The 25,963-nt window shown below is 63.8% G+C and carries 28 protein-coding genes, 1 tRNA gene and 1 pseudogene; 11 read left to right on the top strand and 19 right to left on the bottom strand.

What is annotated here, in order from left to right:
• A pseudogene (locus BW994_RS15305) lies at nt 1-313 on the top strand (hypothetical protein); the annotation flags it as partial.
• Here the strand turns inward: BW994_RS15305 and BW994_RS15300 are convergent.
• The 14 genes from BW994_RS15300 to BW994_RS15235 all read right to left on the bottom strand — a co-directional run bounded on the left by BW994_RS15300 (nt 288) and on the right by BW994_RS15235 (nt 10,300).
• Nucleotides 288-767, bottom strand: a complete 480-nt coding sequence (locus BW994_RS15300) for a hypothetical protein (RefSeq protein ID WP_139334149.1) — start codon at nt 765-767, stop codon at nt 288-290. The pseudogene BW994_RS15305 and the gene BW994_RS15300 sit on opposite strands and share 26 nt — an antisense overlap.
• Before the next feature lie 111 nt (nt 768-878).
• Nucleotides 879-1,148: an HU family DNA-binding protein gene (locus BW994_RS15295; RefSeq protein ID WP_029312547.1), complete on the bottom strand. Its 270-nt coding sequence runs from the start codon at nt 1,146-1,148 to the stop codon at nt 879-881.
• Between the two features lie 177 nt (nt 1,149-1,325).
• Complete coding sequence (locus tag BW994_RS15290) at nt 1,326-1,901, bottom strand: DUF4337 domain-containing protein (RefSeq protein ID WP_029312546.1); 576 nt, start codon at nt 1,899-1,901, stop codon at nt 1,326-1,328.
• A 25-nt stretch (nt 1,902-1,926) separates the two neighbouring features.
• Nucleotides 1,927-2,002 (bottom strand) — tRNA-Phe (locus BW994_RS15285).
• 99 nt (nt 2,003-2,101) lie between these two features.
• On the bottom strand, nt 2,102-2,362 hold the full coding sequence (gene minE / locus BW994_RS15280; protein ID WP_029312545.1) for a cell division topological specificity factor MinE: 261 nt from the start codon (nt 2,360-2,362) through the stop codon (nt 2,102-2,104).
• A complete protein-coding gene (gene minD, locus BW994_RS15275) occupies nt 2,359-3,174 on the bottom strand; it encodes a septum site-determining protein MinD (protein ID WP_029312544.1) in 816 nt (271 codons plus the stop codon). Before minD ends, minE begins: the two co-directional genes overlap by 4 nt.
• A gap of 69 nt (nt 3,175-3,243) precedes the next feature.
• The gene (minC, locus tag BW994_RS15270) at nt 3,244-3,975 is read right to left on the bottom strand and encodes a septum site-determining protein MinC (RefSeq protein ID WP_029312543.1); all 732 of its coding nucleotides are present in this window, start codon (nt 3,973-3,975) and stop codon (nt 3,244-3,246) included.
• Nucleotides 3,976-4,124: 149 nt separating this feature from the next.
• On the bottom strand, nt 4,125-4,520 hold the full coding sequence (locus tag BW994_RS15265; protein WP_029312542.1) for a type II toxin-antitoxin system VapC family toxin: 396 nt from the start codon (nt 4,518-4,520) through the stop codon (nt 4,125-4,127).
• Entirely contained in the window at nt 4,517-4,714 is a 198-nt protein-coding gene (locus tag BW994_RS15260; protein ID WP_029312541.1) for a type II toxin-antitoxin system VapB family antitoxin, read from the bottom strand. Before BW994_RS15260 ends, BW994_RS15265 begins: the two co-directional genes overlap by 4 nt.
• A 140-nt stretch (nt 4,715-4,854) precedes the next feature.
• Nucleotides 4,855-6,033 (bottom strand): acyltransferase family protein, encoded by a 1,179-nt coding sequence (locus BW994_RS15255; protein ID WP_029312540.1) that lies wholly within the window; start codon nt 6,031-6,033, stop codon nt 4,855-4,857.
• A gap of 382 nt (nt 6,034-6,415) precedes the next feature.
• Nucleotides 6,416-7,213 (bottom strand): GNAT family N-acetyltransferase, encoded by a 798-nt coding sequence (locus BW994_RS15250; RefSeq protein WP_035229309.1) that lies wholly within the window; start codon nt 7,211-7,213, stop codon nt 6,416-6,418.
• Between the two features lie 122 nt (nt 7,214-7,335).
• A complete protein-coding gene (locus BW994_RS15245) occupies nt 7,336-8,028 on the bottom strand; it encodes a 2OG-Fe(II) oxygenase (RefSeq protein WP_029312538.1) in 693 nt (230 codons plus the stop codon).
• Nucleotides 8,025-9,086, bottom strand: coding sequence for a bifunctional DNA-binding transcriptional regulator/O6-methylguanine-DNA methyltransferase Ada (gene ada, locus BW994_RS15240; RefSeq protein ID WP_029312537.1), 1,062 nt, complete (start codon nt 9,084-9,086; stop codon nt 8,025-8,027). The genes BW994_RS15245 and ada overlap by 4 nt, the downstream gene beginning before the upstream one ends.
• A 245-nt stretch (nt 9,087-9,331) precedes the next feature.
• Nucleotides 9,332-10,300 carry a Gfo/Idh/MocA family protein gene (locus BW994_RS15235; RefSeq protein ID WP_029312536.1) on the bottom strand — a complete coding sequence of 323 codons (969 nt, stop codon included), beginning with the start codon at nt 10,298-10,300 and terminating at the stop codon, nt 9,332-9,334.
• Between the two features lie 109 nt (nt 10,301-10,409).
• Here BW994_RS15235 and secD point away from each other — a divergent pair, with 109 nt between their 5' ends.
• The 3 genes from secD (at nt 10,410) to htpG (ending at nt 15,000) form a co-directional block, all read left to right on the top strand.
• The gene (secD, locus tag BW994_RS15230) at nt 10,410-11,990 is read left to right on the top strand and encodes a protein translocase subunit SecD (RefSeq protein WP_029312535.1); all 1,581 of its coding nucleotides are present in this window, start codon (nt 10,410-10,412) and stop codon (nt 11,988-11,990) included.
• Nucleotides 11,991-12,000: 10 nt separating this feature from the next.
• Nucleotides 12,001-12,975 carry a protein translocase subunit SecF gene (secF, locus tag BW994_RS15225; protein WP_035229301.1) on the top strand — a complete coding sequence of 325 codons (975 nt, stop codon included), beginning with the start codon at nt 12,001-12,003 and terminating at the stop codon, nt 12,973-12,975.
• A 213-nt stretch (nt 12,976-13,188) separates the two neighbouring features.
• Complete coding sequence (htpG, locus tag BW994_RS15220; protein ID WP_029312533.1) at nt 13,189-15,000, top strand: molecular chaperone HtpG; 1,812 nt, start codon at nt 13,189-13,191, stop codon at nt 14,998-15,000.
• An 81-nt stretch (nt 15,001-15,081) separates the two neighbouring features.
• Here the strand turns inward: htpG and BW994_RS15215 are convergent, their stop codons facing one another.
• The 4 genes from BW994_RS15215 to BW994_RS15200 form a co-directional block, all read right to left on the bottom strand.
• On the bottom strand, nt 15,082-15,480 hold the full coding sequence (locus tag BW994_RS15215; RefSeq protein WP_211252786.1) for a type II toxin-antitoxin system VapC family toxin: 399 nt from the start codon (nt 15,478-15,480) through the stop codon (nt 15,082-15,084).
• Nucleotides 15,481-15,485: 5 nt separating this feature from the next.
• Nucleotides 15,486-15,728: a type II toxin-antitoxin system Phd/YefM family antitoxin gene (locus tag BW994_RS15210; RefSeq protein ID WP_029312531.1), complete on the bottom strand. Its 243-nt coding sequence runs from the start codon at nt 15,726-15,728 to the stop codon at nt 15,486-15,488.
• A gap of 209 nt (nt 15,729-15,937) precedes the next feature.
• The gene (locus tag BW994_RS15205; RefSeq protein ID WP_029312530.1) at nt 15,938-16,936 is read right to left on the bottom strand and encodes a dipeptidase; all 999 of its coding nucleotides are present in this window, start codon (nt 16,934-16,936) and stop codon (nt 15,938-15,940) included.
• A gap of 31 nt (nt 16,937-16,967) precedes the next feature.
• On the bottom strand, nt 16,968-17,444 hold the full coding sequence (locus BW994_RS15200) for a zinc-ribbon domain-containing protein (protein ID WP_139334148.1): 477 nt from the start codon (nt 17,442-17,444) through the stop codon (nt 16,968-16,970).
• A 250-nt stretch (nt 17,445-17,694) separates the two neighbouring features.
• On the opposite strand from BW994_RS15200, the gene BW994_RS15195 reads away from it, so the two are divergent.
• From BW994_RS15195 to BW994_RS15180, 4 genes are read left to right on the top strand one after another with little or no spacing between them, the layout of a single operon-like run.
• Nucleotides 17,695-18,372, top strand: coding sequence for a cell division ATP-binding protein FtsE (locus tag BW994_RS15195; RefSeq protein WP_029312528.1), 678 nt, complete (start codon nt 17,695-17,697; stop codon nt 18,370-18,372).
• Nucleotides 18,365-19,282 (top strand): cell division protein FtsX, encoded by a 918-nt coding sequence (locus BW994_RS15190; RefSeq protein ID WP_029312527.1) that lies wholly within the window; start codon nt 18,365-18,367, stop codon nt 19,280-19,282. The genes BW994_RS15195 and BW994_RS15190 overlap by 8 nt, the downstream gene beginning before the upstream one ends.
• Entirely contained in the window at nt 19,279-19,950 is a 672-nt protein-coding gene (locus tag BW994_RS15185; RefSeq protein WP_245801585.1) for a YdcF family protein, read from the top strand. Before BW994_RS15190 ends, BW994_RS15185 begins: the two co-directional genes overlap by 4 nt.
• Nucleotides 19,950-20,645: a lysophospholipid acyltransferase family protein gene (locus tag BW994_RS15180; RefSeq protein WP_029312525.1), complete on the top strand. Its 696-nt coding sequence runs from the start codon at nt 19,950-19,952 to the stop codon at nt 20,643-20,645. The genes BW994_RS15185 and BW994_RS15180 overlap by 1 nt, the downstream gene beginning before the upstream one ends.
• 143 nt (nt 20,646-20,788) lie before the next feature.
• Here BW994_RS15180 and BW994_RS15175 read toward each other — a convergent pair whose 3' ends face one another.
• A complete protein-coding gene (locus BW994_RS15175) occupies nt 20,789-22,045 on the bottom strand; it encodes an anion transporter (RefSeq protein ID WP_035229297.1) in 1,257 nt (418 codons plus the stop codon).
• A 104-nt stretch (nt 22,046-22,149) separates the two neighbouring features.
• Here BW994_RS15175 and BW994_RS15170 point away from each other — a divergent pair, with 104 nt between their 5' ends.
• From BW994_RS15170 to BW994_RS15160, 3 genes are read left to right on the top strand one after another with little or no spacing between them, the layout of a single operon-like run.
• The gene (locus tag BW994_RS15170) at nt 22,150-22,740 is read left to right on the top strand and encodes a DedA family protein (protein ID WP_029312523.1); all 591 of its coding nucleotides are present in this window, start codon (nt 22,150-22,152) and stop codon (nt 22,738-22,740) included.
• The gene (locus BW994_RS15165) at nt 22,740-23,852 is read left to right on the top strand and encodes a hypothetical protein (protein ID WP_029312522.1); all 1,113 of its coding nucleotides are present in this window, start codon (nt 22,740-22,742) and stop codon (nt 23,850-23,852) included. Before BW994_RS15170 ends, BW994_RS15165 begins: the two co-directional genes overlap by 1 nt.
• Before the next feature lie 3 nt (nt 23,853-23,855).
• Nucleotides 23,856-25,673: a tetratricopeptide repeat-containing sulfotransferase family protein gene (locus BW994_RS15160; RefSeq protein ID WP_029312521.1), complete on the top strand. Its 1,818-nt coding sequence runs from the start codon at nt 23,856-23,858 to the stop codon at nt 25,671-25,673.
• Nucleotides 25,674-25,963: the final 290 nt, after the last annotated feature.

Raw genomic sequence — 25,963 nt, 5'->3', positions numbered from 1 at the left:
TTTGATCGCAATCTTCTGCCTGATCAGTTGGCGGATTTTCTGGCTTACCATGGCCAATCGCACTGCCCCAGCCGAACCACCACGGTGCGCCCTGACCAAATTGGAAATCAGCTTGCTCGATCACATCGTGAAAGATCGAGAGCCATGCAGCCAGAAAACACTATCCCATTATCTCGTCAAAATCGCACGCCTCGGAGGCTATCTCGCCCGCGCGAGTGATCCGCCACCCGGCAATACCGTCATGTGGCGCGGAATGACGCGCCTCACCGATATCACCCTCGGAGCGGTCACCATGGCAAATATTTGTGGGTAATCGAAAGCCTCACCGGATGGGTACTGTAGAGCGGGGTCAGGATGCGGATCAGCGCGGGGTTGGCTTGCAGGAGGCCTGCGAATTCGGGATCGGACAGCAGGTGTTGCAGGGTGAAGCGGACGAAGCCGGTTTCGGGGAGCAGGCGGTAGAGCCAGGATTCGCGGCGCGGCAGGGTGATGCGTTTGCGGCGCGCGGGGCGGTTGGGCTCGGGTGTGGATTCGGCTTGGGGTGCGGGTTTGGCGACCGGGCGCGGTTTGCGGGGCGGGACCGGTCCGCGGGCCACGGCGGCGAGGAAGCGGACAACCAGATTGCGCAGACGGGTCCAGATCAGGTGGACCAGGGGCGCGGGGATGTAGGCCGCGCGGCCTTTTTCGGCGATGACGGTGCAAAGCGCGTCCATCACGAAGGCGAAGCACTGGACGGTGTAGGGTGGTTGGCCTGGGGTTTCTGACACCCACAACTCATAGGCTGGGCGGGTGGGGGTGCGAAAGCGTTTTGTTAGAATAAATATCAGGAGCGGCTGACGGGTTGCGCGCGGCGACCCGTCATCCGTTGGGCGCCTGGTTCAGACCATTTTCTTCAGGGACGGCGATGCCTTGAAGCGGACGGTCTTGCCGGCCTTGACCTTGATTTCCTCGCCGGTGCGCGGATTGACGCCTTTGCGGGCCTTGGTTTTGCGTACGGTGAAGGTGCCGAAGCTGGGCAGGGTGAATTTACCGTTCTTTTTCAGTTCCTTGACGATCGCCTCCATCAGGTCGGTCGCGGCCCGGTTGGAGGCGACGCCGGTGATTTCGGCTGATCGTTGAATGACTTCCGCGAGAAACGCTTTCGACATGGTCGAAGCCTCTTTCCTGTTCTTGATCGGCCCCAGCGTGATGATGGGCGAACCGATGCCGGCGCTTCCGGCTGGTTGAAGATTCTGACGCGCCGATCAACAACGAATCGGCAGGCCGAGATTCTTCTAGCGATTCACGGCAAGGTTGAACAGGGGTTTTGTTGCGCGCACTTCAAATTACAGCAAGGCCATCACGGCGATGCCACCGATAAAAGCCAGCGCGCCGAGGCCGAGGGCGGTGATGCCGAAGGCGACGATTTCGGTGACCACCGAGACCGAGGCGAGGACGATGGCGATCTGCAGGGCGCCGACCGCGATTTCGAGGAAATGATAGCGCTCCAGCTGGTGATCGCGCGCTTCGGTCTGGCGCAGCGCCTGTTGCTTGAGCTGGGCCTTGCCTTCGCGGCCGGCGGGGTCGGAGATTTCCTTGGCGGCGTGGGCTTCGGCAGATTTGGCCATGGCGGCGATGGCTGTGTTGTTGCCGGAGGCGAGGGCTTGGAGGGTGGCGGCCTGGCTGGTGGCGATATCGGCCTTGATCGATTTGGCCTGATAGAAGGCCCAGGTGTCGCTGACCGCGATCTGTTTGGCAATATAATCGTTCTGGGCGGATTTTTCGCCCATTTCGCAGATCGCGAGGGCGGCGGCGAGGATGCCGATCAGCAGCGCCATGCGGCGGGCGTGATGCGCTTCGGGGTGTTCTTTCAGATGCTGGTGACGTTCCAGACTGTCTGTCGCGGTTTCAATCCCGTCCATGCAGCCCCACCATGTCAGAGGAAAATGGTGCCCAGGGGCGGAATCGAACCACCGACACTGCGATTTTCAGTCGCATGCTCTACCAACTGAGCTACCTGGGCCGCGCGTGAAGAGGGGTCTAGCCGATGCGGGGTTTGGCATCAAGAGCAAGGAGGGACGTGTTGCCGTTTTATGGCAGTGACACGAAAAACTCTTATGAATCAGTTTTTTAGCACGACGGCTTCGGGCATTTCGATGTCGATTTCCAGGGTTGAGATGGTGCCGTCGCGGTCGAGTTTGACTTTGACCTTTTCGCGGTCGATCGCGATGTGTTTGGCGATGACCGCCAGGATCTCTTCCTGGAGGATGGCGGCGAGGTCGGATTTGCCGGACAGCGCGCGTTCGTGGGCGATCAGCAGTTGCAGGCGCTCGCGCGCCACCGGTGCGGTGCGCGTGCGGGTGAAGAACCCGAAGATGCTCATGCGACACTCCGGCCGAACAGGCGGCTCATCAGGCTCTTTTTTTCCACCGGCATGGTGACCGCGACGGTTTCGCCGAGCAGGCGGCGGGCGGCTTCGGCGTAGGCGCGCGCCGGGGCGGACATGGGGTTGTGCAAGGTGACCGGGGAGCCGACGTTGGAGGCTTTGAGGACATCCTCGCTGTCGGGGATGATGCCGAGCAGGGGAATCGCGAGGATTTCCAGGACATCCTCGACTTTCAGCATTTCACCGCGCGCGGCACGGCCAGCATCGTAGCGGGTGAGGAGCAGATGCTTGTCGACGGTTTCGCCGGCTTCCGCTTTGGCGGTTTTCGAGTCGAGCAGGCCGATGATGCGGTCGGAATCGCGGACCGAGGAGACTTCGGGGTTGGTGACGACGACGGCCATGTCGGCATGGCGCATGGCAAGCGTCGCGCCGCGCTCGATGCCGGCGGGGCTGTCGCAGACGATCCAGTCGAATTTTTCGCGCAATTCGTTGATCACGCGTTCGACGCCTTCGGGGGTCAGGGCGTCCTTGTCGCGGGTTTGCGAGGCGGGCAGCAGCGAGAGGGTTTCGACCCGTTTGTCGCGGATCAGGGCCTGGGCGAGTTTGGCATCGCCCTGGACGACGTTGACCAGGTCGAACACGACGCGGCGTTCGGCGCCCATGATGAGGTCGAGGTTGCGCAGGCCGACGTCGAAATCGACGACGACGACGTTTTTGCCGGCCTGGGCGAGTGCGGCACCCAATGCGGCGGAGGAGGTGGTTTTGCCGACCCCGCCCTTGCCCGATGTAACGACCAGAACCTTCGACATGTATCTTCTTCCTTCATTCCTGCGCCGGAGGGCGCAAACGTCTTAGTATCACGCCGGCGGCGTGTGGTTTTATTCGAGTGCCGCGAGGCGCAGTTCCTTGTCGTCGAGCCAGACCTGGACCGGTTTGCCGTGCAGGCCGTGGCCCCAGTGGTCCGCGGTGCGGTAGAGACCATCGATGGCGAGGAGTTCGGCGGCGAGTTTGGTGCAGAAGATGCGGGCTTCGGCGCCGCCGAGCAGGCCGGCGACGGCGCGGCCGCGCAAAGTGCCGTAAATATGGATCGAGCCGCCGGCGATGATTTCGGCACCCGAGGAGACCGGGCCGATGATTGTGACATCGCCCTCTTCGAACACGATGGACTGGCCGGAGCGGACCGGGCGGGTGATCAGCAGCGAGGGGCGGCGGGCGGGTTCGGGCGGTGGCGGCTCGGGCGGGCTTGGTTCGGCGGCCTCTGGGATGTCGATGAATTTGTCTTGTTTGCCTTCGCGGCCGGAGGCGGCGAGCGTGGCACCGAACCAGGGGGTGCCGCGCAGGGCGGCCATTTCGACGCCTTCGACGCCGATGATCCGCAGGTCGCGCGCTTCGAGGGCGGCGAGGATTTGGGCGGGATCGTCATCGGTTCCGGCCATGGCGGCGAGGTTGACCACGATCGGGCGGTCGATGAAGAAACCGGCGGAGCGCGCCATTTGTTGATCGAGTGCGGTGAGCCACGCCTCGAACGGTGGTTCGGGGACCACGATCAGCGCCATGAAGGACCGGCCGCGGATTCGGATGGTTGGCAGAGGGAGTGTGGTGTTTGACACGATCAGCACGTAGCGGGCTGGGCTTCACCGCGTCAACCGGTGATTGCGAGTCGGGCGGGGGATTTGGTGAATGCGCTTGGCGAGTCAGGCGGTTTGTCAAGGGCTGGCTGTGCACGGGCGATGGCTTGGTGGGGTTGGCGACTCGGTGGCTATGCGGGCGACGGGGTGACGAGGCCGAGGCGTTGGGCGGCGGCGTGCAGGCGGCGATCGCGGGTCCAGAGTGCGGCATCGGGGGTGAGCAGGGTGGACGCCAGCAAATGGGCGTCGATGTAGCCGATGCCGATACCGATGCCGATACCGATGCCGATACTGGCCAGGCTGTGGCGTTCGATCAGGCCGAGCACTTCGGTGTCGGAGGCGGTGAGTGCGGTCGGCAGATCGGCCAGGGTGGTGAGGAGTGCGGTGCGATTTTGGAGCGAGCCGAGTGCGAGTTCGCCGATGATCCAGGGGTGGATCAGGATGTGTCCGCGATCGAGGTGTTGGGCGAGGACAGCGTCGCCGGAGCGGAAATGGTCGATCCAGATCGAGGTATCGGCGAGGATCAACCGGGTTCGGACTGGCGGCGGGGGATGGGTGCGAGATCGGGCATGGTGCCGCCGAGGCGGGCGAGGCGGCGGGCGCTTTCACGCTCGATCAAGGCTTTCAGGGCTTCGCGGACGAGGGCGGATTTTTCGTGGAGGCCGGTGAAGGCTTCGGCTTTGTCGATCAAGTCGTCGTCCAAGGCGATTGTGGTGCGCATGGCGATCTCCGGTGAGGCATTTTTTTTAGCATCGAATGATGATGGGATCAATGCCTGGGGTGGGCGTGCGGAGGAGGCCTACCTGGTACGGACCAGATAAATCAGAGTTTTTTTATTCTTTGTTCGCAAAATGGAAGTGCTTACCTTGCCTTATCTTTTTGGTGATTCGGAGGTGCTACGCTTCGTGATGACTCTGCCCATCCTTGCTGGCGGGAGAAGTTTCTGCTTTGCAGCACCTGCGAAAGTCTGATGCCGAGCAAGTGCGCAGGTGCTTCGATGCTCCGATAGCATAATTCGGCTAAGAGGAAGGTCGCAAGCAAAATTGTTGCCTTTCCACCAATCATCCGGCCGCTTGTCAGAGCTACAGTCAGGATCGGAAGGTGGATGAGATAGAGGCTGAAGGAGATTCGACCCAACCAGAGTGGGACGGGTGACGTCAATACCCTAGTAACACGGCTCTGCGGCAGGCATAGGACGATGAGAAGAGCGGCGCCGGCACCGATCAGGAAATCTGACCAAACCCGTTGGAAGGGCACGATGAGCAGCATGATCGCTAGGCCCCACAGGCATGCGATCAGCCCGCTTCCTGCGGTACCGACCAGCGCAACGAGGCGGTCACGGTGAAACGACAAAGCGCTTCCGACGGCGAACATCCAGGTGAAATGAATGGTTGCCTGCCAAGACCCAGAGATCGAATGCGGCATTCCGAATGACGCCCAGATAGACAAAATGAAGCAGGCGAAGGCGGTTTCCGCTGCCCCAATACTTCGGATCAATAGAAAAATGACAGGAAAGAAGATCGACATCCTGATTTCATGGACCAGCGTCCACATGGGCGGGTCAAGGATCATGTCCCTGCCGGTCATCAGGAGATGGGCAGTAAGACTGTAACCTCCGGCATGAGGCCGTAAATCGTTAAGCCAATGGCTGGCAGAAGGATTCCAGGTAGTCGGGATGACAGCATACGCGACGGCGATGAGCAGAATGATTGCTGCAAAAGGTATGTAGATGCGGCAGAATCGCTTGATAAAAAACGACCATAATTGCGGTTGCCAGTCCTTTGTCAGCGGCAGAGCGAGAACGAAGCCACTGAGAACGAAGAACAGATCTACGGCAGCCTCGCCGTCGACGCCAAGGCGTAATGGCGTGAAGCGCAGCCAGAACCATGGAGACGTCCAAGCAGTAGGATGTAACAGACTACCCGCATGGACCGCATGTCGTAACCGTTCAGGAACGGTCTCCACGTAATGATCGAAAACAACGACTAAAGCTGCGATGCCTCGAAGAGCGTCCAGTTGATTAAGACGTTTCTTGTCCATGACTCAGCATATGTTAAAAAATAGCAATACACAATGTAAAATACTTGAGAATTATCCAATTTTTGACAAATTATGACAGATTGTATATTTTTAGTACTGATTCCTTATCGCATAGTAGATGCGGCAGTATGGGTTGCTCCTCGCCTATCGGTTTACCACCGACAACTCCTATATGTATTGCCGAGAGACACCATCTTTCCCAATCTGCCCCACATATTGGGGCTGTGGGTTAACCGCCGGATTGGCAACGGTTGTTTGCCAAGCCAAATTTTGCAGTTGCGGCTGCACTCAGCGTTTATTATTTTATGAAATTTCTACAATTGAACATTAAGTAAAGCATTTTTTGCTACTTTTTTGCAAAAAAGAAGTGCTTGCTCACTTTTCATGGGTCCCACCGAAACGCCGCATGGTGTCGTTCGCGGATTTCGAAGCCGACTTGCTGGTAGATTTTCGCGGCGTGGTAGGCTTCGTCCGCGACCATGACGAGGGTGGTGAGGCCGAGGGTTTCGAGGGCGTGGCGGGCGATGGTGTGGACGAGTGTGCCGCAGATGCCTTGGCGGCGGTGATCGGGGTGGGTTTCGACCTGTTGGAATCGGCCGATGGTGCCGTCGTGGTAGAGGCCGAGGTCGGCGATCAGTTTATTGTTGAGGAAGGCGCCGAACCAGGCGCCGAGGCCTTGTTCGGCCATGGCGCGGTAGCGGGTGATCTGGCGGGTTTTGAACATTCGGTAGTCGGCGGGGTCTTGTTCGACCGAGGGGGAGAGGATTTGGCATTCGATCACGGCTTGCCAGTCGGCATCGGTGGTGATCGGGCGGATTTGGATGGCGCTGTTGGTTTTTGGGGGTGGGCGGACGGATTGCGCGGTGAGGACGAGGGCGGTTTCGACGGTGTAGCCGGCGGTCGCGAAGCCTGTGGTGTCGCCTGGTGCTTCGGTGTCCCAGATGAGGGTGACGTGGCGGATTTCGGGATTATCGCCGAATTCGTGGGCGAACAGGGCGGGCCAGGCGGTGGCGTCCTGTGGGGTGGGCGGGGTGTTGAAGATCAGGAGGTTGCCGAAAAAGAAGCCGGGGTTGGTGGGGGTGCGGATGACGAGGTAGTCGGCGCGTTCGATCACTTCGCCGTCGAAGCGGTGGAACAGGAGGTTGGTTCTGATGCCAAGGGATGGATTGTTTCGTAGCATAGGGTCCTCCCAATGAGGTGTGAGGGCGCCGCCGGCACGGACCAAATCAACAAGAGTTTTTTTGCTTCTTTTTTTGCAAAAAAAGAAGTGCTTACCTTACCTTAAACCATGGACGCGGTCTGTCAGGCGGCATCGTGGAAAATGATTCCGAGGGTGGCGCGGTGGCCGGTGCGGATGGTGCTGACGCCGTGGCGGAGGATGACGCGGTGGTCGCGTTTGGTGCCCCGGATGGGGCGGGTGTTGACGGCGAAGATGACGGCATCGCCTTGGGTGAGCGGGACGACGGCGGCGCGGGATTGCATGCGGGGGCGTTGTTCGGTGAGGATGAATTCGCCGCCTTCGAAATCGGTGCCTGGGGTGGAGAGCAGGGTGGCGACCTGGAGCGGGAAGATGTGGGGGCCGTAGATGTCCTGGTGGAGGCAATTGTAGTCGCCGGCGCGGTATTGCAGCAGCAGCGGGGTGGGTTTGGTCTGGCCGGCTTGGTGGCAGTTGGCGATGAAATCGGCGTGGGTGGCGGGGAAGCGGGTTTCGAGGCCGAGGCGTTCGTGCCAGCGGTTCGCGAGCGGGGCGAGGCTGGCGTAGAGGGTTTGGCGCAGGTGGGCGACCAGGGGTGGCAGGTCGTAGGCGAAGTAGCGGTATTCGCCCTCGCCGTAGCCGTGGCGACCCATGATGACGTGTTTGCGAAAACGGGAGGGGTCGGCGTAGAGCGCCTCGGTTTCGGTGCATTGGGTTTGGCTGAGCAGGGCGGGCAGGATGGCCCAGCCTTGGTGGTCGAGCGTGGTGGTGATGGCGGTCCAGTCGATCGTGGGGGTCATGGTTGGGTTTCCTGTTCGAGCAGGCGACGTTTGCGGGCGGTGCCCCAGCGGTAGCCGGAGAGTGAGCCATCGGTGCGGATAACACGGTGGCAGGGGATGGCGAGGGCGATTTTGTTGGCGGCACAGGCGCCGGCGACGGCGCGGGTGGCGGTGGGGGCGCCGATGGCGCGGGCGATGTCGGCGTAGGTGGCGGTCGCGCCGGGCGGGATGGCGCGAAGGGCGTGCCAGACGCGCTGCTGGAAGGCGGTGCCGCGGATATCGAGCGGCAGGTCGATGCCGCGGGCGGGGGTTTCGAGTTGGGCGATGATGTCGGCGATGGTGACCTGATAGGCGGCATCGTCACTGATGATGGTAGCGTGGGGGAAGCGGGTTTCGAGGTCGTGGCGGAGGGTGGCGGGGTCGTCGCCGAGCAGGATGGCGACGACGCCCTGGGTGCTGGAGGCGACCAGGATGGTGCCGAGGGTGCAGAGGCCGAGGGCGACGCGGATGGTTTCATCGGGGGCGCCGGCGCGGTAGCGCGTGGGGGTCATGCCGAGCAGGGCGGTGGATTGGGCGTAGAAGCGGGCGTTGGATTGGAAGCCGGCATCATAGATGGCGGTGGTGACCGGGGCGCCGGCGGCCAGCGCGGTGCGGATGCGCTGAGCACGATGCGCGGCGGCGTAGGCTTTCGGGGTGAGGCCGGTGACGGTTTTGAAACGGCGGTGGAAATGCGACGCGCTGAGGCCGGCGGTGGCGGCGAGTTGGGTAAGGCTGGGGGGTTCGGCGGCGGTTTCGATCAGGCGGCAGGCGGTTTCGATGCGGGCGATGAGGGCGGTATCGGGCGCGGCATCATCGGGTCGGCAGCGCAGGCAGGGGCGGAAGCCGGCGGCGCGGGCGGCGGATGGGGTGGCGTGGAGGGCGATGTTGGCAGGGTTGGCGGCGCGCGAGGGGCAGGACGGGCGGCAATAGACGCCGGTGGTGGCGACGGAATACCAGAAAGTGCCATCGGCGGTGCGGTCACGCGCGGTGATTTGGGCGAGGCGGGGATCTTGTTCGATACGGTTGAGGTGGGTCGGCATGGTATTTGTCCTGGAGATCGGGGCGATGAGGTAGGTGAGGACAAGGAAGTCTTCTTTTTTGTGAACAAAAAAGAAGCAAAAAAAACTTTTTTAATTTGGGACTGAGCGCGTGAAAACGCCCGTGCCCCAGATTCAAAAAGTTTTTTGCTTCTTTTTTTCAAAAAAGAAGTCTTCCCTTGCCTTGCGCTCACTTAACCAGACCTGCGCCACGCTGAAACTCCGTTCCCTGCTTTCGAATCCAGATTTCAGCGGATCAGCCCGGAGGCGACGGCGCGGGCGCGGCTTGCGGTGATCGAGGCGGCGACGGCGATGGCGGCTTCGAGGGCGCGGCGGCCGGCGGCGGCGTCGACCAGGACGGGGGCGCCATCGAGGCATGCGGCGTGGAAGGCGGCGTGTTCGGCGGCGAGGGCGTCGTGGTCGTCCCAGCTTGCGGTTTCGATGCCGAATTCCTCGAAGCCGGGGAGTGCCATGCCGCGGTCGCGGCCGATCAGGGTGAGTTTTTTGGCGGCGAAATCGACCGTGAGGTAGCCGGCTTCGGCGAAGATGCGCATTTTGCGTTCGGTTTTGAGGGAAATGCGGCTGGCGGTGATGGTGGCGACGCAACCATCGACGAAGTGGACGCGGGCGTTGGCGATATCGTCGTGCGCGCTGGCGACGGCGGCGCCGACGGCATCGACGCTTTCGATTTTCTGGCCGACCAGGGCGAGCACGAGATCGAGATCGTGGATCATGAGGTCGAGGATGACCGAGACATCGGTGCCGCGGGGTTTGAACGGGGCGACGCGGACGGCTTCGATATAGAGGGGGCGGCCCATGCGGGCGGCGACGGCGCCGTGGGCGGCGGAGAAGCGTTCGAGGTGGCCGACTTGCAGGACGAGGCCGCGGGCGGCGGCGGCGGCGGCGAGTTGGTCGGCTTCATCGAGTGTGGCCGCGATTGGTTTTTCGATCAGGACGTGGCGGCCGGCGGCGAGGGCCTGCATGGCGAGGGGGAAATGGGCATCGGCCGGGGCGGCGATGATCAGGGCATCGGCTGCGGTGATCAGGGCATCGAGCGGCAGGGTGGGGCAGTTGGCTTCGGCGGCGACGAGGGCGGCGCGGGCGGCATCCGGGTCGTGCAGGCCGACCAGGACGGCGCGTTCGGCCGCCGCCGTTTTCAGGGCGTGGAACCGCCCGAAATGTCCCGCACCGATCACACCGACCTTGAGCCTGTCCACCGCAATCCTCCCGAATTGGGGCCACACTTGCACGCGCAAGCCGGCCCCGCCATACCACCCCCGCCCGCCCGACCGCTTTCGCGGCACGTTCAAGGACCCTCTGCCGACCATGCTTTATTTCACGCGCCTGAAAACCACCATGATCCTGCTGTTCTGCGCCATCGGGGTGCTGCTGGCGGTGCCGAACCTGATCAAGCGACCGCTGGCGGGGGTGCCGTGGCCGCAGATTCATCTGGGGCTCGATTTACGGGGTGGGTCGTATCTGTTGATGCAGGTGGATATGAGTGCGGTGGTGAAGGAACAGTTGACCGGGCTGACCGATGACGTGCGCCAGGCGCTGTTGAAGGCGGATATCGGGTATACCGATCTTGGCGCGAACGTGGCGGCGAAGCGGGTGCAGTTCAATTTGTTGAAGCCATCCGATGCGGCGGCGGTGAAGCCGATATTGCAAAAGCTGATCAGCCCGGTCGAGGCGGCGGGCGGGGCGCCGGATATCGATGTGCGGATTGATCCTTCGGGGGCGGCGACGCTGACTTTGTCGCGCGCGGGGCTGATTGCCAAGCAGAGTCAGGCGATTGCACAGTCGATCACCATTATCGGGCGGCGGATCGATGGGTCGGGCGTGGTCGATCCGCAGATTGCGCGGCAGGGCAGCGACAAGATCGTGATCCAGTTGCCGGGGGTTTCGGACCCGAACCGGATCAAGCGGTTGCTGGGCAAGACCGCGCATATGACGTTTCATATGGTGGCGCCGAACGTGAACCCCGAGACCAAGACGCCGCCGCCGGGGGTCGAGATTTTGCCGATGCTGAACGATCCGGCCCAGTCGATGGCGATCCGCTCGCGGGTGGCGGTGGATGGCGCGGATCTGACCAATGCGCAGGCCGGGCAGGACCCGCAGACCGGCGGCTGGGTGGTGAATTTTACCTTCAACGGCACCGGGGCGCGCAAGTTTGCCGAGATTACCACCAAGAACGTGGGCAAATTGTTCGCGATCGAGCTGGATCATAAAATTATCGAGGCGCCGGTGATCCAGACGCCGATCATTGGTGGTCAGGGGCAGATTACCGGTGGGTTTACCGCGCAATCGGCGACGGATCTGGCGTTGCTGCTGCGGGCGGGGGCGCTGCCGGCGCCGCTGAGCGTGGTGGAGCAGCAGAGCGTGGGGCCGGAATTGGGCGCCGATGCGATCAGGGCGGGGATTTTGTCGCTCGCGGTGGGGTTCGTGCTGGTCATTGTGTTCATGGCGAGTTTTTACGGGCTGTTCGGCTGGTTTGCGAATATCGCGCTGGTGGTGAATTTGCTGCTGCTGGTCGCTGTGCTGTCGGTGATGGGGGCGACGCTGACCTTGCCGGGCATGGCGGGGATTTTGCTGACCTTGGGCATGGCGGTGGATGCCAACGTGCTGATCAATGAAAGGGTGCGCGAGGAGGTGAAGCTGGGGCGCAAGCCGCTGGCGGCGCTCGAAGCGGGGTATAAGCGGGCGTATGGCACGATTATCGATTCCAACGTGACGACGCTGCTCGCGCATATCATGCTGTTCATTTTCGGCTCGCCGCCGGTGCGCGGGTTTGCCGTGACGATTTGCGTGGGGATTGTGACGACGCTGTTCACCTCGACCGTGCTGGTCCGGTTGATCACCGCGCGGTGGTACATTGCCCGCCGCCCTGCCGCTTTGCCGGTATTTTGAGGCTCATTCGATGAAATTCATTACCACTCCTGCGTTCCGCCTGGTGCCGGATGGCACGCGCATCCGCTTCATGAAGGGGCGGTTTATCGGGTTGATGGTGTCGGCCGTGCTGTCGACCGCGTCGATCATTTTGTTTTTCCACCCGGGGTTGAACCTGGGGTTGGATTTCAAGGGCGGCGTGGTGATTCAGGTGGCGACGCCGAGCAAGCCGGATTTCACCAAGCTGCGCAGCGGGCTGGATGCGGCGCATTTGCAGGGGGCGGCGCTGCAGGGGTTTGGCAATGGCAAGGGCGTGCTGATCAGCCTGGAATCCAAGGCCAATGCGAACGCCACCGAACAGTCGCTGACGGCGGCGGAAGGCGTGGTGAAGGCGACGATTCCGGGTGCGAATATCGAATCGACTCAGGCGATCGGGGCTTCGGTGTCGGACACGCTGTTCCAGCAGGGGTTGGTGGCGCTCGGGCTGAGCTTTCTGATGATATTGGTCTATATCTGGTTCCGGTTCGAGTGGCAGTTCGCGGTGGGCGCGGTGGCGACGTTGATCCTGGACGTGACCAAGACGGTCGGGTTCATGGTGATCACGCAGATTCCGTTCGATCTGGTGACGATCGCGGCGATTCTGACGGTGATCGGGTATTCGACCAACGACAAGGTGGTGGTGTATGACCGGATGCGGGAGAATCTGCGGAAGTATAAGACGATGCCGCTGCGCGAGTTGATCGATCTGTCGATCAACGAGACGCTGAACCGGACGTTGGGGACATCGAGCACGGTGTTTCTGGCGGCGCTGCCGCTGGCGCTGTTCGGCGGGGCTTCGCTGTCGGGGTTTGCATGGATCATGCTGTTCGGCATCGTGGTTGGCACTTCGTCGAGCATTTATATCGCGGCACCCATTCTGCTGCTGCTCGGCGAGCACCGGTTACGGCGCGGGCCGAAGACGAACGAGGACCCGACGGTTGCCAAAGCGCAAGTCCGCGGCAGGTGAGATCAGGGAAGGTCTGCTTTTTTGTAAAAAAGCAGCAAAAAACTTTTTGAAATCGAGACCGCGGCGTTTTCACCGGCGAGACCCATCGAATAAAAGTTTTTTGCTTCTTTTTTTCAAAAAAGAAGTGCTTGCCTTCCCCTTACCGCCGGATTGCAACCGCGCAATCCGTGACCTATCTCGAAGGCGCCGATCGTTCTTTTTGCGAGGAATATCATGAGTTCGACAACTGACACGACCCGTCCGTTCGATGCCGAAGTGGGCCGCCTGCTCGATCTGGTGGTGCATTCGTTGTACTCCGAGCGGGAGATTTTTTTGCGTGAGCTGGTCGCGAACGCGGCCGATGCGATCGATCGTCGGCGGTTTCTGGCGCTGTCCGATGAGAGCCTGGCGCTGCCGGAGGATGCCTCGATCCGCATCAGCGTCGACAAGGCGGCGCGGACGATTACGATTGCCGATGATGGCATCGGCATGACCGCCGAGGATCTGGCGAGCCACCTCGGCACGATCGCGCGCTCGGGCACGCGCGCGTTTACCGAGACGCTGGCGGATGCCAAGCCCGAGGAGCGGCCCAGCCTGATCGGGCAATTCGGCGTCGGGTTTTATTCGGCGTTCATGGTGGCTGATACGGTCGAGATGATTTCGCGCCGGGCCGGGACCGAGATTGCGCATAAATGGTCATCGGACGGGCGCGGCGGCTATCGGATCAGCGAGGCGACGCGCGAGACGCCGGGTTCGGACGTGGTGCTGCACATCAAGGCCGATGCCGATGAATATCTCGAGCCGGTGCGGCTCGAGACGATTTTGCGGAAATGGGCCGATCATATTTCGGTGCCGATCAAGATCGAGCGGGACGGCAGTTTCCAGGCCGCCAACGAGGGCACGGCGCTGTGGCGCAAGCGGAAATCGGATGTGTCCGAGCAGGATTACACCGAGTTTTATCGGCACCTCGGCCATATGTTCGACCAGCCCTGGGCGACGATTCATTGGAGTGCCGAGGGCTCGATCGAGTTTTCCGCGTTGCTGTTCATTCCCGGCCAGTCGCCGTTTCCGGTGACCGAGGATGACCGTGAAAGCCATGTGCGGCTGCATGTGCGGCGGATGTTCATTACCGATGACGCCAAATTGCTGCCGGGCTGGCTGCGATTCATCGAGGGCGTGGTCGATACCGAGGATCTGCCGCTGAACGTGTCGCGCGAGATGCTGCAGGCGACGCCGGTGCTGGCGCGGATTCGCAAGGCGCTGGTCAACCGGGTGATCACGGAATTGAAGACCCGCGCCAAGGATGCCGAGGCGTATAAACCCTTCATCGAGCAGTTCGGGCCGGTGCTGAAGGAGGGGATTTACGACGACAACGAGCATCGGACCGATGTGGCTGGGCTGGCGCGCTTCCGCTCGACGCATGGCGATGAGCTGACCTCGCTGGATGAGTACGTGGCGCGGATGCCTGAAGGGCAGAAGGATATTTATTACATCACCGGCGAGGATGCCGAGCGTATCCGCACCTCGCCGCAGATCGAAGGGCTGCGCGCCAAAGGGTTCGAAGTGCTGCTGCTGTCCGACCAGATCGATTTTTTCTGGCCGGAACGGCTCGCGACCTATGCCGAGAAGAAGCTGGTCCATGCCGGTGCGGCAAACGACGTGTTCGAAACCACCGCGATGCCCGAGGCGATGAGCACGCTGGCCGCGGCGCTGAAGGCGGCGCTGAGCGAGCAGGTGTCGGACGTGGTTGCGTCATCGCGGCTGACCGATAGCCCCGCCGCCCTCGCCGCCGCCGGCGGGCAGCCCGACCTTGCGCTGCAACGGCTGATGCGCCGGGCCGGTCGGCAGAGCTACGCGCCGAAACCGGCATTGGAACTCAACCCGGCGCACAGGCTGATCGAGAGCCTGATGCCGCGCGCCGATGCGGGTGAGGATATGGCGGATTGGGCGGCGTTGCTGCTCGACCTCGCACGCATTCAGGACGGTGAGGCGCCGATCGACCCGGCACGGTTCGCGCGGCTGGTGGCGGAGAAGGTTGCGGGTTGAGGGTAGTGGGGAAGCAAGGCCAGGGGGCTCTGCCTCCGCCTTGCTTCCTCAAGGGCACGCTTGACCGCGATGTGGCCGCGATCAGACGAGGATGATCCTCTCGGACGTGGCTGCTGCGCGGAGGGCTTTGTCGGCGGTTGCGAGTGGCAGGCGCAGGCGTAAGGCGAGTTCGAGGTAGCAGGCGTCGTAGGCGGTCAAGCCATGTTTGGCTGCGAGTGCGGCGGTTTCGGTCCAGATTCGGGGGGCGGTGTCGCCATCGATCGTGATCGGCAGAGATTTCAGCAGGCTGATGAGGTGATCGAGCAGGTTGCGGTCGATCCGGCCGCGCCGGTGTGCGGTGAGCAGGCCGTTGAGGGCTTCGATCGGCCAGAGTTGTGGGACCGTGGCACCGGATTCGGTCAGGCGATCGAGGATGGCCATGATCGGTTTGGTTTGTTCATCGGCGAAGCACCAGGCGAGGGCGACCGAGTTGTCGAGCACGAAGCTCAACGGCGACCTTCGGCGATGAGGTCTGCGATTGAAATGCCGTCGAGCGTTGCGGCGTGACTGGCCTCGATCAGGGCGTCGGCGGTTCGGCGCGCGGCCTCGCGATTGAAGCCGGCGGTGGCCGGTATCAGGCGCGCGATGGGTTTGCCGCGCCGGGTGATGGTGATTTCGGCGCCGGTTTCGACTTCATCGAGCAGGGCGGTGAGGCGGTTTTTTGCGTCGAATACGCCTACGGAGATCATTGGATTGTCCTGTCTAGCTATCTGGCTAGATTACATGATGAGGGTGGGTGATGCAACGAAAAGAGGGGGCGTTTTCCGTCTTGTGAAAAAAAGCAGCAAGGAGGCGCAGCAGGTCGCCCGCGAAGGCTAAACCACCCATGGCCCAGACTCAAAAAAGTTTTTTGCTGCTTTTTTACAAAAAAGCAGTGCTTGCCTTCCCCTCCCCCGCCCTACACCCTCACCTCTTCGGCAACCCGCAGCACCCGCAGGAAATTGCCGCCCCAGATTTTTGCGAGGGCGGGTTCGTTGTAGCCGCGTTTGATCAGTTCTTCGGTAAGGCTGGGGGTCTGGCCGGCGTGCATGTAGCCGGCGACGCCGCCGCCGCCGTCGAAATCGGTGCCGATGCCGACGTGGTCGATGCCGATGCGTTGGGCGACGTAGTCGACGTGGTCGGCGATGGCGGCGACGCCGATATCGGAGGGTTTGGCGCTGCGTTTGAGGAAGGCGGAGACCATGGTGATCTGGATCAGGCCGCCGGTGTCGCGCAGGGCGGCGAGTTGTTCATCATCGAGGTTGCGCGGGTGATCGCACAGGGTGCGCACGCAGGAATGGGTGGCGACGATGGGGGTGCGCGATAAAGCGACCGCCTGCATCATGCTGGGTTTTGAGGCGTGGCTGACATCGATCAGGATGCCGAGGTCGTTCATGCGGGCGATGGCGGCGCGGCCGAGGGCGGAGAGGCCGCCGTGTTCGGTGGGGGCGTCGCCGAGGTCGGCGCGGGGGATGGCGGCGTCGGCCAAGGCGTTGTGGCCGTTGTGGGTCAGCGTCATGTAACGGACGCCGCGGGCGGCGAAATCATCGAGCACGGCGAGGTCGCCGCCGAGGGCGGTGCCGTTTTCGACCGCGGGGATGACGGCGAACTGGCCGGCGCGGTGGGCGGCCTCGATCGCGGCGGCGGTGTGGGCGGGGACGGCGCCTTCGGCGCGGCCCATGGCGGCGATGGTATCGAGCATGGCGAGGGCGCGGGTGCGGGCTTCGGTATTGCCGGCATCGTCGCGCTTGCCCTGGGGCACGTAGGCCGCAAAGCAGACGGCGCCGACACCGCCGCGCCGCACTTTGGGCAGGTCGACGCAGCGCGGGCCATCGGTGGTGAAATCGGGGCCGTTCGGCCAGGGGATGTCGACGTGGGTATCGAGAATCAGGAGTCGGTCGTGCAGTTCATGTGCCATGCGCAACCCTCGCTGGTGCGGGGGCTTGTGGTCAAGTGGGGGGTGCGGACAGGCCGATGGCGTCGAACAGGCGCTGGGAGGGTGGCCAGGCGCGGCTGATCGGGCCGTGCAGGGCGAGGACGAGGACGATCAGGGCGATCAGCAGGAGGATCGAGCCGATCCACAGGGTGCGGGCGCTGGGGGATTGGGTTGGTGGTGCGGGGGTTGGCCTTGGTGACTTCGGTTCGAAGGGTGTTTCGAGTCGTGCCGGTTGACCGGGTTCGGGTGCTGGCGGTTCGGGTTCCGGCGACGGGGCGGATTCGGCTTCGAGCGATTGGATGGGTTTGAATTCGAATTCGTCGTCGGAGTCGGGCGATGGGATGGGGTCGACTTCGGGTTCGGCCGGGGGCGGTGGTTCGGCCTGCCACTCGGTGTCGCATTGGGCGCAGCGGACGCGCATGGGCAGGCGGGCCTGCGCCTCGGGCGGCAATTCGTACTGCGCAGCGCAATCCGGGCAGGTTATTCGCATGGTGGAGCGAATGACATTTTCGTTGGTCGGGTGCAACCTGCGCGGCTTGCAAGGAAGGCAGGAAGGTCTTCTTTTTTGTGAACAAAAAAGAAGCAAAAAAAACTTTGTTAATCTGGGCCTGTGCCGGTGAGACGCCCGTGCCCCAGGGTTAGAAAGTTTTTTGCTTCTTTTTTCCAAAAAAGAAGCCTTCCCTCCCCTCGCCTAACGGACGCTTGCCCTATGGTGCGGTATCGCGGCATGGAAGCGGGGCATGATTCGTTTTACCCATGTCGGGCTGACCTATCACCGCGCCGGTGCGGCCGGTGGTGATGCTGTCGCGCTCGATGACATTGATTTCGACATTCCGGACGGCGGGTTTCGCTGGCTGACCGGGCCATCCGGCGCGGGCAAGACCAGCCTGCTCAAGCTGATGTATCTGGCGGCGCGGCCGTCATCCGGGCGGATCGATCTGCTGGATACCGATACCTTGCGGCTGGACCGGCGCGGCACGGCGTTGCTGCGGCGGCGGATTGGCGTGGTGTATCAGGATTTCCGGCTGCTGCGGCATTTGTCGGCCTATGACAACGTGGCGCTGCCGCTGCGCCTGGCCCGGCGCAAGGAGGTGCAGGTGCGCGCCGATGTGACGGAGCTGCTGCGCTGGGTCGGGCTGGCGGGCCGGCTGGATCATCGGCCGGAGGAATTGTCGGGCGGCGAGCAGCAGCGGGTGGCGATTGCGCGCGCGGTCATCGCGCGGCCATCGCTGCTGCTGGCGGATGAGCCGACCGGGAATTTGGATGATGATCAGGCGGAGCGGCTGATGCATCTGATCCGGTCGCTGAACCGGATGGGAACGACGATTATTGTTGCGACGCATAACATGGGGCTGGTGGCACGGCATCCGGCGCCGGTGCTCGAACTGGTCGATGGCAGGTTGGTGCGGCATGGCTAAGCCGCATGCCTCGCGCGCCGATCGGATCGGGTTGCGCGCCGCGATGGCGGATCGGCTGTTGCCGTTCATGGTGGCGGCGATGAGTTTTCTGGCGGCGTTGGCGCTGGCGGGGAGCATTGCGGCGGGGGCGTTGGCCTCACACTGGTTGAGCGGCGCGCAAGGACTGATGACGGTGGAGGTGCCGACGCCGAGCCAGCCGGTGACGGCGAACGGGCCGTTGCGCCAGGACGCGGTGCTGACGCTGTTGCAGGCGACCAAGGGGTTGAGCGATGCGCATCTGCTGTCCGGCGCGGAGCTGGCGACGCTGTTGAAACCGTGGCTCGGCGCGGCGGCGGCGGATGGGACGCTGCCGATCGCGCTGCCGGCGGTGATCGTGGTGAAGGCCGATGCGCGGGCGCCGGACGCGGCGGTGCTGGGGCCGAAGCTGGCGAGCGTGGCACCGGGCACGATCGTCGATTCCGGGGCGCGCTGGGCGGATCGGCTGGCGGCGCTGACCACCAGCCTGCGGGCGTCGGCGGCGGCCGTGCTGGTGATCGTGGCGCTGGTCGCGGCCTCGGTGGTGGCGGTGGCGGTAAGGGCCGGGCTGTCGCAGCGGCGCGAGGCGATCGAGATCATTCATGGGTTGGGGGCGCTCGATTCCGACATCGCCAATCAATTCGCGCTCAGGGCGATGCGGCTGGCGGCGACCGGCGGGTTGCTCGGCGGGGTCGTGGCGTTGCCGGTGCTGGCGTGGCTGGCGCTGCTGTCATCCAGTTTTGTGGCGAGCGCGCCGGCGGAACGGCTTGATCTGGTGACGGCGCTGCCGCCGCTGCTGTGGGGTGCGCCGGTGATGTTCACGCTGGCGACTGCGCTGATCGGCTGGCTGGCGGCGCAGATCACGGTGCGGGGCTGGCTGAAACGGCTCGCATGAGGCATCGGAACATGCCGCCATCGATGGGGTTGGGGCGCGGCGTCAAGCCGCTGCGCCAGCGCCGGCGTGGGCCGTGGCTGCGGCGGTTGTTGGGGCTCGTGCTGATCGCGGGCCTGGTCTGGCTGATCGGGTTCGGCTGGTTTCTGGCGCTGGTGGCGGGGGAGCGGCCGAGTACGCCGATGCCGCATGCGGGTGGGATTGTGGTTTTGACCGGCGGACCGGACCGGGTGAAGGCGGGCCTGGAATTGCTGATGGCGGGGGCGGCGCCGCGGCTGCTGATTTCGGGTGCGGGGGTGGGGACGTATTTGGGCGATTTCACGCCGCGCGACGGGATCAACGCGGCTGCCAAGGCGGCGGCGATCAGCCTGGGGCATCGGGCGACGACGACGCGGGGCAATGCGCGCGAGGCGGCGGCGTGGGTGCGGCGGCATCGCATCGGGTCGTTGATCGTGGTGACGGCGGATTATCATATGCCGCGCGCGCTGCTGGAGTTGCGGCGCCAGATGCCGGCGGTGCGGCTGCTGGCCGAGCCGGTGCGGCCGCCGGCCATGGTGCATCTGGACCGATGGCGCTCGCTGCGGCTGCTGGCGGCGGAGTTTACCAAATATGTGCTGGTGCGGTTCCGGCTTGGCGGGTTCGCGGCGCATCATATCGAGGCGCATCTGTAATGTTTCTGGTCGGCTCGTTGCTGTTTCACGGGTTCATCGTCGTCTCGGCGGTGACGGCGGGGCTGTATGCGCTGGTGCTGCGGCGGGTGGCGCCGGCGCGGCTGCTGCCGTTCGGCCAGGCCTGGGCGCGGCTGGCGCTATGGGTGCTGCGGGTGGTGTGCGGCATCAAATTCGAGGTGACCGGGCTGGAAAACCTGCCAGTGGGCGGGGTTATTCTTGCGGCACAGCACCAATCCGCGTTCGATACGCTGGTGTGGTTCACCTTGCTCGATCGGCCCTCGTACGTGATGAAGCAGGAATTGCGGGCGATGCCGATCGTGGGCGGGCTGCTGGAGCCGGCCGGGCAGATCGCGATCGACCGGGCGGGCGGGGCGACGGCGTTGCGCGCCTTGATCGAGCAGGTGCGCGCGGCCGGGGTGGCGGGGCGGCAGGTGATCATTTTTCCCGAAGGCACGCGGGTGGCGCCGGGGGCTGAGGTGGCGTTGCAGCCGGGGATCGTGGCGATTGCGCGAGCGACCGGGTTGCCGGTGGTGCCGGTTGCGACGGATTCCGGGCGGTACTGGGCGCGCGATGCGATCCGCAAGCGGCCGGGCACGATCCGGATCAAGCTGTTTCCCGCATTGCCGGCCGGGCTCGATCGGGCGGCGATGCTGGAGGCGCTGCATGAGGCGTTTTATCAGCGTGGCGTTTCGTGAGCGCGCGCCTGTGGATAAGCCTGGGGACGAGTGTGGAAAACGCCTGAGTCGTGAGATAAATCGATTTTGGTAAATTATTGAAATCATTATTATTTTTGAATAGATTTCGGTGGATAACCGGGGTTGCCGGGCGTTGTGGATTGTCAGTCGATGAAGACCATCCAGAGCGTGCCGAGGATCAGGCTGATCAGGGTGATCGGCACGCCGGCGCGCAGGAAATCGGTGAAGCCGAGGGTGATGCCGCGGGATTTGGCGCGTTCGGCGACGATGAGGTTGGCAACCGAGCCGAGCAGGGTGAGATTGCCGGCGAAGGTTGCGGCCATGGCGACCATCAGCCAGGCGCGGTGCGGGTTGGCGAGGGCCGCGATGAAGGGTTTCAGCACCAGCACGGCGGGGACGTTGCTGACGATGTTCGACAGGATCGCGGTGAGCGGCACCAGCACGGCCGGGCGGCCGGGGTGCAGGGCCGCAATGTGGTGCACGATGGCGGGCGTGATCACCGCGCGCTGCATGCCGGCGACCACGATGAACAGGCCGACGAACATCAGCAGGAGTGACCAGTCGACCTCGGCGATCAGGGGTGCGCCTTTCAGGCCGGGGGTGAGCAGCATGAGGGCGGCGGCGATCAGCGCGGCTTCGGCGGGGGCCAGGCCGGCGAGACAGGCGATGACGAAGACGGCGAGCATCAGGATGGCCTTGATCATCAGGCGAAGGTGGATGGCTGAGGTTTTTTCCGGTTTCCGGTCCTGCGGCGCGGCCGGTTCGGCCGGGCGCAGTCGGCCGCGCCACAGCAGGGCGACGGTGGCGAACACCAGGATCAGGCCGAGGGCGGCGATCGGCGCGAGGGTGGCGGCGAAGTGGGCGTAGCTGATGCCGGAGAGGCTGCCGATGATGATGTTCTGCGGATTGCCGGTGATGGTGGCGACCGAACCGATGTTCGACGCGGCGGCGAGGGCAATGAGGTAGGGCATGGGTGCCACGCCGGCGGCGAGCACGATTTCGAGCACCAGCGGGGTGAGCACGACGCAGATCGTGTCGTTGACCAGCACCGCCGAGAGGATGCCGGAGACGGCGACGACGGCGGCGAGCAGGGCGAGCGGGTGTTTGGCGCGTTTGAGGGCGGTGCGCGTGACCAGCGCGAAGAAACCGGCGCGGCGGAGGCTGGCGGCCAGGATCATCATGCCGAGCAGCAGGGCGATGGTGTTGAAATCGACCGCAGCGATCGCCTGTTTGAAGCTGAGACCGCCGCAGCCGATCATGAGCGCGCCGCCGACGAAGGCGATGCCGGTACGGTCGAGCCGAAAGCCGGGCAGCCGGCCCAGGGCGACGCCGAGATAGGTCAGGACGAAGATCACGATGGCGAGTGCATGGATGATCGCGGGCGGGAGGAGCGTGGTCATTTCCGTGCTGTGACATGAGGTCGCACGGGGCCGCAACGCCTGGAATCCGGGCCTGATGCGGTCCACATTGGTAAACGCGGCGGTTTCGCCTATGTGATGGTCGCATGTGGTTAACCGATTTCAGCACGCTTCTCGGCTCGGCGGCGAGTAGCCCGCCGCTCGAGATCACGACGATCATTCTCGGCACCTTCATTCTGGAGGATGCGGCAACGCTGCTCGCCGCGATGCAGGTCGCCTCCGGCGCGGTGGCGCTGCCGCTCGCACTCGGCTCGCTGTATGCCGGAATCGTGCTGGGCGACCTGGGCTTGTACGGGCTGGGGCGGCTTTCGGCCAAACATCCTTGGGCGCAGCGGATGGTACCGAAACGCCGGCGCGACCTGGGGCGGGACTGGGTGAGCCAGCGGGTGATCCCGATCGTGCTGGTCAGCCGGTTCGTGCCGGGATTGCGGCTGCCGACCTATACCACCTGCGGGTTTCTCAAGGCGCCGTTCCTGACGTTCGCCGCCGCCGCGATCATGGCGACGCTGGCGTGGACCAGCCTGTTGTTCTTTATCAGCCTGAAACTCGGCGCGCTGATGCTGCACTACCTCGGCCCGTATCGCTGGGTCGGGCTTGCCGTGTTCGTGCTTCTTCTCATAGTGGTGGGACGGATCATCGCCCGGTGGCAATCGGACAAGATCGGAAAGGATGGTTGATGAGCGATATTTCGCCCGCATCACGGCTCGAAGGCGCGGTCGCCCGCCGCAGGGGCGCCAAGGCCGTCTCGTTTTTCGAGTTCTGGCCGGGATTCGTGTTCTATGCGCCGGTGGTGGTGTTCTGGATTTTCCAGGCGCTGCGCCACCGCAGCCTGACGCTGCCGGCGCTGACCAACCCGCGGATCGAGGCGGGCGGCATCTGCGGCGAGTCGAAAAACGATATTCTCGATCTGGCCGGGCCGGAAGCGCGGCGCTGGATTTCGCCCTATGTCGGCATCACCACCCAGGCGCACGCCGGGCCGGCCGATCTCATCATGGCCGAGGCGGCGATGGCGGAAGCGGGCTTGTCCTACCCGGTGGTGGCCAAGCCGGACATGAGTTGCAACGGTTGCGGCGTGCGGCTGGTCGAGACCAGTGCGGCGCTCGGCCGCTATTTGGCCGCGTTTCCGCGCGCGACGCGGTTGCAGTTGCAGGCGCTCGCGACCGATGAGGGCGAGGCGGGGATTTTTTACATCCGCGAGCCCGGCGCGGCCAAGGGGCGGATTACCTCGGTCACGCTGAAATACGCACCGATCGTGACCGGGGATGGACGGTCGCGGATTCGCGACCTGATCGCCGCCGATGACCGGCTCAACGCCGTCTCCCACCTGCTGCTCGAAAAACTGGGTGCGGAGGCGGCGCGGGTGCCGGCGGCGGGTGAGCGGGTGCGGCTGGTGTTCGTCGGCAATCACTGCCGGGGCTCGACCTTCAAGGACGGGCGCCACCTGATCACGCCGGAACTGACCGCGCGGATCGATGCGATTGCGCGGGATATTCCGGAGTTTCACTTCGGCCGGTTCGACCTGCGCTTCGCCTCGACCAATGCGCTGCGCCGCGGCGAGGGGTTCAGCATCATCGAGGTCAACGGCGCGGGATCTGAAGCGACGCATATCTGGGACCCCGAGACCAGTATCATCGAGGCGTATCGGACGCAGTTTTTTCATTACGGCGCGGCGTTCCGGATCGGGGCGGTGCTGCGCGCGCAAGGGGTGAAGCGCTACGGCGCGTGGCGGCTGCTGCGGGCGTGGCAGCGGCAGAAGGCGCTGATGGCGCTGTATCCCAGCAACGACTGAACAATGGACCCGACCCCTTGCCCGTGCGGTTCCGGCCTGCGGCGGCTGCGTTGCTGCGCGCTCGATCTTGCGACGCTGAGCCCGCCGGCGGCGACGGCACCGGTGCGGCCGCTGCTGGAACAGGCGGAGGCCGCGCTCGCGGAGCGTGACAACGCGCGCGCCGAAGCCGCATTGCTCGCCGCCCTGGAACTCGCACCGGGGCGCGAGGATGCATTGTTCAGCCTGCACCGGCTGCTGCGCCAGGACGGCAAGATCGGCGCCGCCGAGGCGATTCTGCGCCGCATGGTCGCGGTCAACCCGAATAATTTCGCACCGACCAACGAACTGACGCTGATGCTGCTCGCGCGCGGGGCGCTGGCCGAGGCCGAGGTGCACGCGCGCAACGCCGTGCGGATCGCGCCGCGCAGCGCCCAGGCGCATAATCTGATGGGCCTGGTGATGACCGAGGCCAATCGCGCGCTGATCGGCGAATATCACTACCGCGAGGTGCTGCGCCTGCTCGAGCGCGACGACGCCGTGACGCTGGCCAATCTGGCGTGGAATCTGAAGACCCAGGGCCGGATCGAAGAAGCCCGCGCGCTCTATGCCACCTCGGTCAAGGCGAACCCCGACGTGGTGCAATCGGTGCTGGGCTGGACCCGCACCGAGGAGGCGGACCGCAAATTCGATCGCGCGCTCGAACTGGTGGAACAGGCCGAAGCGCTGGCACCCGGCAACGCCGCCGTGGCGCTGACCAGGGCCACGGTGCTCGCCCGCAAGGGTGCCACCGAAGACGCCCTCGCCCGGCTCGATCGGCTGGGGGAAGGCGGCACGCTCGGCCCGGCGGAACTATCGGAAAAGGGCCGGCTGCTCGACCGGTTGGGGCGCTACGACGAAGCGTTCGCCGCCTATGACGCGGGTAAAGCCCGCGCCCTCGCCCTCGGCGCGCGGCGCTACATGGATGAGGCGGCACAGGATATCGCCGCCCGGTTGCGCGGGTTTTTCACCGAACGTCGCCTCGCCACCCTGCCCCGCGCCACCACGCGGACCGACATGCCGCAGCCGATCTTCATCGTCGGCTTTCCGCGTTCGGGCACCACGCTGATCGAGCAGACCCTGTCGGTGCATCCGCGCATCGCGGCCGGCGATGAGCTGCCCTATATCAACGATGCCACGCATCTGGTGCAGCGGCTATTCGCGAGCCCGCTGAGCTACCCGGATGCGCTGTGCGAATTATGGATGGGCGATCAGCGCGAAGGGCTCGATCTGCTGCGCGACCACTACCTCGCCCGCGTCCGCCAGGCCGGCATTCTGCGCGAGGGTGCCGCCTGGTTCACCGACAAGATGCCGCTGAACGAGACGCATCTCGGCCTGATCCACCTGATGTTTCCCGCCGCGCCGATCATTCATTTGCTGCGCCATCCGCTCGATGTCGTGTTATCGGTGTATTCCAATCATCTGACGCATGGCTTGTTCTGCGCCGCTGAGCTTGCAACCATCGCGAAACATTATGCGCTGACCGCCGATCTGATCGCGCATTACCGCGAGCATATTCCCGCTCTGCGTTACCGCGCGGTGCGTTACGAAGACGTGGTCGATCATCAGGAGCGGGAAATTCGCGGCCTGCTCGACTTCATTGGTGAAGATTTCGATCCGGCCTGCCTGCAGTTCGAGAAAAACCAGCGCTACGCCCGCACCGCGAGTTACGCGCAGGTGACCGAAAAACTCTACGATCGGTCGCGGTTCCGGTATCGGCATTATCGCGCCCAGCTCGATCCCGTGGTTTCGATGCTGACGCCGATGATCGAGCGGCTCGGCTACACGATCGACGACAAGGGCTGAACGGTCCGGCGACCGTCCCGGATTGGTCGTTGGCGCTGGCGCTGGCGCTGGCGCGATCAGGATCACGCAAGCGTGAGGACCGTCATTTGAAATATTTCTTTACAGGTTGCGTCACAAATCAGTACGGAGATAACTGAAGAGCTATTAACCATTTGTGCAGATGAGGGAGTCCTTGATGGACAACGAATTGAGTGATGGTATTCAGCTTCACACGTCGTTTATCACTCGAGAAAATCTAAAAACTGGGAATACTTTAGAAAATTCACTTAGTCCCTCAATTTCGCTCGATC

The organism is Acidiphilium rubrum (assembly GCF_900156265.1).
Taxonomy (GTDB): domain Bacteria; phylum Pseudomonadota; class Alphaproteobacteria; order Acetobacterales; family Acetobacteraceae; genus Acidiphilium; species Acidiphilium rubrum.
Note: the sequence above shows the minus strand (reverse complement) of the source record. Positions and strands in the feature narration are given on the sequence as shown.